8 protein-coding genes and 3 tRNA genes are annotated in these 8,087 nt (G+C 58.3%); 10 read left to right on the plus strand and 1 reads right to left on the minus strand.

The features are described 5' to 3' along the window. Positions 1-20: 20 nt before the first annotated feature. From accD to AUC60_RS07860, 10 genes are all read left to right on the plus strand, one after another. Positions 21-941 carry an acetyl-CoA carboxylase, carboxyltransferase subunit beta gene (accD, locus tag AUC60_RS07815; RefSeq protein ID WP_087265627.1) on the plus strand — a complete coding sequence of 307 codons (921 nt, stop codon included), beginning with the start codon at positions 21-23 and terminating at the stop codon, positions 939-941. Then, entirely contained in the window at positions 938-2,245 is a 1,308-nt protein-coding gene (folC, locus tag AUC60_RS07820; protein ID WP_087265515.1) for a bifunctional tetrahydrofolate synthase/dihydrofolate synthase, read from the plus strand. The genes accD and folC overlap by 4 nt, the downstream gene beginning before the upstream one ends. After that, positions 2,229-2,900 carry an SPOR domain-containing protein gene (locus AUC60_RS07825; RefSeq protein WP_087265516.1) on the plus strand — a complete coding sequence of 224 codons (672 nt, stop codon included), beginning with the start codon at positions 2,229-2,231 and terminating at the stop codon, positions 2,898-2,900. Before folC ends, AUC60_RS07825 begins: the two co-directional genes overlap by 17 nt. 97 nt (positions 2,901-2,997) lie before the next feature. Beyond that, positions 2,998-3,585: a CvpA family protein gene (locus AUC60_RS07830; RefSeq protein ID WP_087265517.1), complete on the plus strand. Its 588-nt coding sequence runs from the start codon at positions 2,998-3,000 to the stop codon at positions 3,583-3,585. Between the two features lie 12 nt (positions 3,586-3,597). Beyond that, entirely contained in the window at positions 3,598-5,106 is a 1,509-nt protein-coding gene (gene purF / locus AUC60_RS07835; RefSeq protein ID WP_087265518.1) for an amidophosphoribosyltransferase, read from the plus strand. Positions 5,107-5,124: 18 nt separating this feature from the next. Then, positions 5,125-6,336, plus strand: coding sequence for an O-succinylhomoserine sulfhydrylase (locus AUC60_RS07840; RefSeq protein ID WP_087265519.1), 1,212 nt, complete (start codon positions 5,125-5,127; stop codon positions 6,334-6,336). 11 nt (positions 6,337-6,347) lie between these two features. After that, positions 6,348-7,109, plus strand: coding sequence for an SDR family oxidoreductase (locus AUC60_RS07845; protein ID WP_087265520.1), 762 nt, complete (start codon positions 6,348-6,350; stop codon positions 7,107-7,109). Between the two features lie 317 nt (positions 7,110-7,426). After that, a tRNA-Val gene (locus AUC60_RS07850) sits at positions 7,427-7,502 on the plus strand. Positions 7,503-7,566: 64 nt separating this feature from the next. Next, positions 7,567-7,643, plus strand: a tRNA-Asp gene (locus AUC60_RS07855). Positions 7,644-7,771: 128 nt separating this feature from the next. Beyond that, a tRNA-Asp gene (locus AUC60_RS07860) sits at positions 7,772-7,848 on the plus strand. Positions 7,849-7,895: 47 nt separating this feature from the next. On the opposite strand, the gene AUC60_RS28100 is transcribed toward AUC60_RS07860, so the two are convergent. After that, the coding region (locus AUC60_RS28100; protein ID WP_238599533.1) for a hypothetical protein at positions 7,896-8,087 on the minus strand (192 nt) is incomplete at its 5' end.

Below are 8,087 nucleotides of genomic sequence, written 5' to 3' on the forward strand. Positions count from 1 at the left end.
CGGTACTGGAGAAAAAAAGCATGAGCAACTGGTTGGTAGACAAACTGATCCCTTCGATCATGCGTTCCGAGGTCAAGAAGAGCTCGGTTCCTGAAGGCCTATGGCATAAATGCCCATCCTGTGAAGCGGTGCTCTACCGTCCCGAGCTGGAAAAGACCCTGGATGTTTGCCCCAAGTGCAATCACCACATGCGCATTGGCGCTCGTGCTCGTCTGGATATCTTCCTGGATGAAGAAGGCCGTTCCGAGATCGGCGCCGATCTGGAGCCGGTAGACCGTCTCAAGTTCCGCGACAGCAAGAAGTACAAGGATCGCCTGACCGGTGCGCAGAAGCAGACCGGTGAAAAAGACGCGCTTATCTCCATGAGCGGCTCCCTGTTGGGCATGCCTGTTGTGGTCTCGGCTTTCGAATTCTCCTTCATGGGCGGTTCGATGGGCGCGATCGTAGGCGAGCGTTTCGTTCAGGCTGCCAACTATGCGCTGGAAAAACGCTGCCCGATGATCTGCTTCGCCGCTTCCGGCGGTGCGCGCATGCAGGAAGCACTGATCTCGCTGATGCAGATGGCCAAGACTTCGGCTGTGCTGGCTCGTCTTCGTGAAGAAGGCCTGCCGTTCATTTCCGTATTGACTGACCCTGTTTACGGCGGCGTTTCGGCGAGTCTGGCGATGCTGGGTGACGTTATCGTCGCTGAGCCAAAAGCACTGATCGGCTTCGCTGGTCCTCGTGTTATCGAGCAGACTGTTCGCGAAAAACTGCCCGAAGGCTTCCAGCGCAGTGAGTTCCTGCTGGAGCACGGCGCTATCGACATGATCATTCACCGTCAGGAGCTGCGTCAGCGTCTGGGTAACCTGCTGGCCCAAATGATGAACCTGCCGACGCCTAAATTCGTCGCACCGGTCATCGAGCCAGTGGTCGTTCCTCCGGCGCCCGCCAACGTATGACGCCAGGATCCCTGGGCGACTGGCTCGCCTATCTTGAGCAGTTGCATCCATCTGCCATTGATATGGGGCTGGACAGGTCGCGGCAAGTTGCGCAGCAATTGGGTCTGACCCGGCCAGCTCCCAGGGTGATTACGGTAACCGGGACCAACGGCAAAGGCTCGACCTGCGCCTTTCTGGCCTCGTTACTCCGTGCCCAGGGTCTTAAAGTCGGCGTTTACAGTTCTCCGCATTTGCTGCGCTACAACGAGCGTGTGCAAGTGCAGGGTGTTGAAGCTACTGACCTGGAGCTCTGTGATGCTTTCGCGGCTGTGGAAGCTGCTCGCGGTGGCGTGTCGCTGACCTATTTTGAAATGGGGACGCTGGCGGCTTTCTGGCTGTTCGAGCAGGCGGCGCTTGATGTAGCAGTGCTTGAGGTCGGCCTGGGTGGTCGTCTCGATGCCGTGAACCTGATTGATGCCGACCTGGCTGTAGTAACCAGCATCGGGATCGACCATGCGGACTGGCTGGGTGATACCCGCGAGTCCGTAGCGTTCGAGAAGGCCGGGATTTTCCGCGAAGGTTGCCCAGTGCTGTGTGGTGATCTCGATCCGCCTGTGCCGCTGCTTGATAAAGCCGAACAACTCAATTGCCCGCTGATGCTGCGCGGGCGTGAGTTCGACTTGTCGATCACTGATCGTAACTGGAGCTGGGTTGGCCAGGACGGGCAGGGGCAGCGGGTTGAACTGCTCGATTTGCCATTGCTCGATCTGCCGATGGAAAACGCTGCCCTGGCGTTGCAGGCTTATCTATTGCTGGATGTTGCCTGGCAGCCGGAGCGGATTCTCGCAGCGTTGCTCGATACGCGGATCATCGGTCGCCTGGATCGTCGTGCCTTCAACTGGCACGGCAAGCACCTGAATTTGTTGATGGACGTGGGGCACAACCCCCACGCTGCGCAGTTTCTGGCGCAACGCATGGCCCAGCGCCCAGTGGCTGGCAGGCGTCTGGCGGTCTTTGGTCTGTTGGCTGACAAGGAGCTGGAAGGCGTCGTTGCCGAGCTGGCTTCCAGTATCGATGACTGGGCCGTTGCACCGCTGCCGACTTCCCGAAGCCGACCTGCGGCTGATTTGCAGGTGGCACTTCAGAACCTTGGCGCACACGTGACGTCCTATCAGAGTGTTGCGTCGGCACTGGAATTCCAGTGCTCTCACGCTACAGCCGATGACGAGATTTTGCTGTTCGGGTCTTTTTACTGTGTTGCCGAGGCCCTGGAATGGTTGACCCGGCACGCCATAGAGGAAGCTGCAAATGGCTCTGCTGGATAACGTATTCAAACAGCGAATGGTCGGTGCCTTGGTGCTTATCGCCGTGGCGGTGATCTTCCTGCCGATGCTGTTCACGCGTCAGGATGAGACGCGCCATGTTCAGGTCGATGCGCCTGCTGCTCCGCAAGCGCCTGTAGCTCCTCAGGTCCAGGTTCAGCCGGTTCCGGTGCCTGAACCTCAGGTGCCAACTCAGGAGCCTGTCCCTGGCGATGATGAAATAGCCGCGCAAACCCAGGCACCATCCATGCCGATCGCTCCGGCTCCGCCGGAAGTGAAGCCTGCCACGCCGTCTGCAGCCAAACCGGCTACCAAGCCAGTGACCCCGCCAGCTCCGACTTCAGCTCCGACGCCGGCGGCACCGCCAGCGCAAGCAGCTACCAAACCTGCCGCGCCGTCAGGTGTTGACGCAAACGGTCTTTCTGTCAGTTGGTCGGTGCAGTTGGCGAGCATGTCCAATCGCGCCAACGCCGACAACCTGCAGAAAACCCTGCGCACCCAAGGCTACAACGCCTACATTCGCACTGCGAACGGTGTAAATCGGGTGTTCGTAGGGCCTTTGATCGAGCGCGCAGAGGCTGATCGCCTGCGTGACCAGCTCGATAAACAGCAGAAGCTCAAGGGCATTGTGGTGCGTTTTCAGCCTGAGCAGGGTTGATGCTTTTCAGATGATTGCGCGTCTGCCGGAAATGCTGCTTACCGGCGGGCGGGCGCTCTGCTAAAATGCGCCGCCTTATCTGTTTGCAGGCTCAAACGTGCCCTTTACCCCGGTCGACTGGGCGATCCTCGCGATCGTCGCTCTCTCCGCTCTGATCAGTCTCAAGCGCGGCTTCGTCAAGGAAGCCCTGTCGCTGGTGACCTGGATCATTGCAGGTGTCGTCGCCTGGATGTTTGGCGCAGGATTATCGGGTTATCTGGTCAATTACATCGAAACGCCGTCGTTTCGTGTTATTGCGGCCTGTACTATTCTATTCGTCGCCACCTTGCTGGTCGGCGCAATGATCAACTTTCTTATTGGGGAACTGATACGTGTCACCGGGCTTTCCGGGACCGATCGCTTTCTCGGCATGGTCTTTGGCGCAGCGCGCGGAGGCTTGCTTGTAGTAGTGGCCGTCGGGCTGTTGAGCCTGGGGCCGGTACAACAGGATCAATGGTGGCAGCAATCGAGGTTGGTGCCGCAATTTCTCATGGTCGCTGACTGGTCGAAAAACCTGATTCTCGGGATGTCCAGCAAGTGGCTAGCCAGCGGAGTCAGCGTACCTGCTGAACTGCCGTTCAAGGAACACCTCCTGCCGCCTACAATGCCGCAGGAAGTGCTCGGTAAATCCAGTTCCACTAAGTAGGGGTTGTGTCGCATGTGTGGCATCGTCGGTATCGTCGGTAAGTCGAACGTCAATCAGGCGCTGTATGACGCGCTCACCGTCCTCCAGCACCGCGGCCAGGACGCTGCCGGTATCGTAACCAGCCACGACGGCCGGTTATTCCTGCGCAAGGACAATGGGTTAGTACGTGATGTGTTCCATCAGCGCCATATGCAGCGTCTGGTCGGGCACATGGGTATTGGCCATGTGCGCTATCCAACGGCAGGCAGCTCGACTTCGGCCGAGGCTCAGCCGTTTTATGTCAACTCGCCGTATGGCATCACGTTGGCCCACAACGGCAATCTGACCAACGTTGAGCAACTGGCCAAGGAGATTTACGAATCTGACCTGCGCCACGTCAACACCAATTCCGACTCGGAAGTGCTGCTCAACGTTTTCGCCCATGAACTGGCTGTGCGCGGCAAGTTGCAGCCGACCGAAGAAGATATCTTCGCCGCTGTGACCGACGTGCATAAGCGCTGCCGTGGCGGTTACGCCGTGGTCGCCATGATCACCGGTTACGGTATCGTCGGTTTCCGCGATCCGGACGCCATCCGCCCGATCGTCTTCGGTCAGCGTCATACCGACGAAGGCGTCGAGTACATGATCGCCTCCGAAAGCGTCTCGCTGGATGTGCTCGGCTTTACCCTGATTCGCGACCTGGCGCCGGGCGAAGCGGTTTACATCACTGAAGATGGCAAGCTGCACACTCGTCAGTGCGCAACCAATCCCAAGTACGCCCCGTGCATTTTCGAACACGTCTACCTGGCGCGTCCGGATTCGATCATCGACGGCATCTCGGTCTACAAGGCGCGTCTGCGCATGGGCGAGAAGCTGGCCGACAAGATCATGCGCGAGCGTCCGGATCACGACATTGATGTGGTTATTCCGATTCCGGATACCAGCCGTACGGCGGCACTGGAACTGGCTAACCACCTGGGCGTCAAGTTCCGCGAAGGTTTTGTCAAGAACCGCTACATCGGCCGTACGTTCATCATGCCCGGCCAGGCGGCGCGCAAGAAATCCGTACGTCAGAAGCTCAACGCTATCGAACTGGAATTCCGCGGCAAGAACGTCATGCTGGTGGATGATTCCATCGTGCGTGGTACCACTTGCAAGCAGATCATTCAGATGGCCCGTGAAGCCGGTGCCAAGAACGTTTATTTCTGCTCCGCTGCTCCTGCCGTGCGTTACCCGAACGTTTACGGCATCGACATGCCAAGTGCTCATGAGCTGATCGCTCATAACCGCAGCACTCAGGATGTTGCCGATCTGATCGGTGCCGACTGGTTGATCTATCAGGACCTGAATGACCTGATCGAAGCGGTCAGCGGCAGCAAGAAGATCAAGATCGATAACTTCGACTGCTCTGTCTTTGACGGCAAGTACGTGACCGGTGATATCGACGAGCATTACCTGAACAAGATCGAGCAGGCGCGCAACGACGCCTCCAAGGTCAAGACTCAGGCGGTGAGCGCGATCATCGATCTGTACAACAACTAACTATCAGGGAGAGGGCGCATGACTCAGGAATGGGATGCCGGTCGGCTGGACAGCGATCTTGAAGGCGTAGGTTTTGACACACTTGCGGTGCGTGCAGGTCAGCACCGCACGCCGGAAGGCGAGCATAGCGATCCGCTGTTTTTCACCTCAAGTTATGTGTTCCGTTCAGCCGCCGATGCGGCTGCCCGTTTCGCAGGCGAAGTGCCGGGTAACGTTTACTCGCGCTACACCAATCCGACGGTGCGCTCTTTTGAAGAACGTATCGCAGCGCTGGAAGGCGCCGAGCAGGCCGTTGCCGCGTCAAGTGGCATGGCCGCGATCATGGCGGTGGTCATGAGCTTTTGCAGCGCTGGCGATCACGTACTGGTTTCCCGGAGCGTATTCGGCTCGACCATCAGTCTGTTCGAGAAGTACTTCAAGCGTTTTGGCGTTGAAGTGGATTACGTACCGCTGGCAGAACTGGCGGGCTGGGATGCCGCTATCAAACCCAACACCAAAATGCTGTTTGTTGAATCGCCGTCCAATCCTCTGGCGGAACTGGTCGATATCGCCGCTCTGGCAGAAATCGCTCACGCCAAAGGCACTCTGCTGGTAGTCGATAACTGCTTCTGCACACCAGCATTGCAACAGCCGCTGGCGCTGGGTGCTGACATGGTGGTGCATTCCGCCACCAAGTTCATTGACGGCCAAGGCCGTTCCATGGGCGGTGTGGTTGCCGGTCGCAGTGAGCAGATGAAAGAAGTCGTTGGCTTCCTGCGTACTGCCGGGCCGACCCTGAGCCCGTTCAACGCCTGGATTTTCCTCAAGGGCCTCGAAACCCTGAACCTGCGTATGCGCGCTCACTGTGCAAGTGCTCTTGAGCTGGCCGAATGGCTGGAGCAGCAGGACGGCATCGAGAAAGTGCACTACGCCGGTCTCAAGAGCCATCCGCAACACGCGTTGGCGCAGCGTCAGCAGAAGGCCTTTGGTGCGGTGGTCAGCTTCGAGGTCAAGGGTGGCAAAGATGGCGCCTGGCGTTTCATCGATGCGACACGCCTGATTTCGATCACCGCCAACCTGGGTGACAGCAAAACCACCATCACGCACCCGAGCACTACGTCCCATGGTCGTCTGGCGCCCCAGGAGCGTGAAGCTGCGGGTATCCGCGACAGCCTTATCCGGGTTGCTGTAGGCCTGGAAGACGTCGCTGACCTGAAAGCAGACCTGGCGCGTGGCCTGGCGGCATTGTGAGTGATTGGGTAATGGAGGCCGCCAGCGCCAGTAATGGGCGGGTGGCCTTGGTAACGGGCGCGGCACGAGGGATCGGTCTGGGCATTGCTGCCTGGCTGATCACCGAAGGCTGGCAGGTGGTGCTGGTTGATGTGGATCACACTCGAGGCGCTCTGGTTGCTCAGGCGCTGGGTGATAACGCAATCTTCATCGCCATGGACGTCTCCAGCGAAGAGCAGGTTGCGGCTGGCGTCGCTGAGGTCATCGGCCAGTTTGGTCGTCTCGACGCGCTGGTGTGCAACGCCGCGATTGCCGATCCGCATAACACTACGCTTGAAAGCCTGAGCCTGGCGCACTGGAATCGGGTGCTGGGGATCAACCTCAGTGGGCCGATGCTATTGGCCAAGCATTGCGCTCCCTACTTGCGCGCCCACGCGGGCAGCATCATCAACCTGACCTCAACCCGCGCTCGTCAGTCAGAACCCGATACCGAAGCTTATGCAGCGAGTAAAGGGGGCCTGTTGGCGCTGACCCACTCGTTGGCCATCAGCCTTGGGCCCGAGATTCGCGTCAATGCGGTCAGCCCCGGCTGGATCGACGCACGGGATCCTTCTGCACGCCGCGCTGAGCCGCTTTCAGAGGCCGATCATGCGCAACATCCGGCGGGCAGGGTAGGGACGGTGGATGATGTCGCGGCGATGGTCGCATGGCTGCTGTCGCGCAATGCCGGTTTCGTCACGGGGCAGGAGTTCGTGGTTGACGGTGGCATGAGCAAGAAGATGATTTATCTGTAGGAGCTGCCCGGTGTCTATGGCACCGTGCTGTCTTGCTTAAAACGGCAGATCTGTAGGAGCGCACGAGCACCGCGAGGCCGCGATGGCGTTCTGTCTGATACACCGCGATCGCAGCCTCGCTGTGCTCGTGCGCTCCAACAAAGACAATGTTGATGTGAATTCAGGAAGGCGCAGCTTTTTGCGCCTTTTCTGTTTTTGGCGTTCCACTCGATGCTTGCCGCTTGAATTTGTTTTTCAGCTTATTTTAAAAAAACTTCAAGCAGGGTATTGACTTAGGTTCGTTAGGTGCGTAAATTTCGCGGCCTCAACGAAGCAAAGGGTGATTAGCTCAGCTGGGAGAGCAGCTGCCTTACAAGCAGCGGGTCGGCGGTTCGATCCCGTCATCACCCACCACTTCGTGAGTTTCAAAGTTTCAAAGTTGCAAACATAGCGATACCGGACGTAAGTCCACCGACAAGCAGCGGTAGTTCAGTCGGTTAGAATACCGGCCTGTCACGCCGGGGGTCGCGGGTTCGAGTCCCGTCCGCTGCGCCATATTTGACGGATCAGATTAGTCTGGTCTGCGATTGAAAAGCCTCAAGGCTTCTCGGTCAGGGTTACAACGAAGCAGGTTCTCGAAAGCTTGCTTCAACGATTCAAACGGACGCAAGTCCGAGCGATACGCAGCGGTAGTTCAGTCGGTTAGAATACCGGCCTGTCACGCCGGGGGTCGCGGGTTCGAGTCCCGTCCGCTGCGCCATACATAGCTTCGAGGCCCTTGAACTCCTTGAAGCGAAAAAAGCGACCTTAACCGGTCGCTTTTTTTTTGCCTGATTTTTCATGTTCAGGTGTGGCGCCCTCGCGGTTAAAGTCTGCGGGGAATGCGGTCCGTTGAATTGAAATGCATTTCATGTGGGCGGTTGGGGTATCCATGGCATCACGATCTTTGGCCGCATCGGACGTGTAGGAGCTCACCGAGGTTACGAGGCCAGCGATAGT

This window comes from Pseudomonas caspiana, assembly GCF_002158995.1.
Classification (GTDB): domain Bacteria; phylum Pseudomonadota; class Gammaproteobacteria; order Pseudomonadales; family Pseudomonadaceae; genus Aquipseudomonas; species Aquipseudomonas caspiana.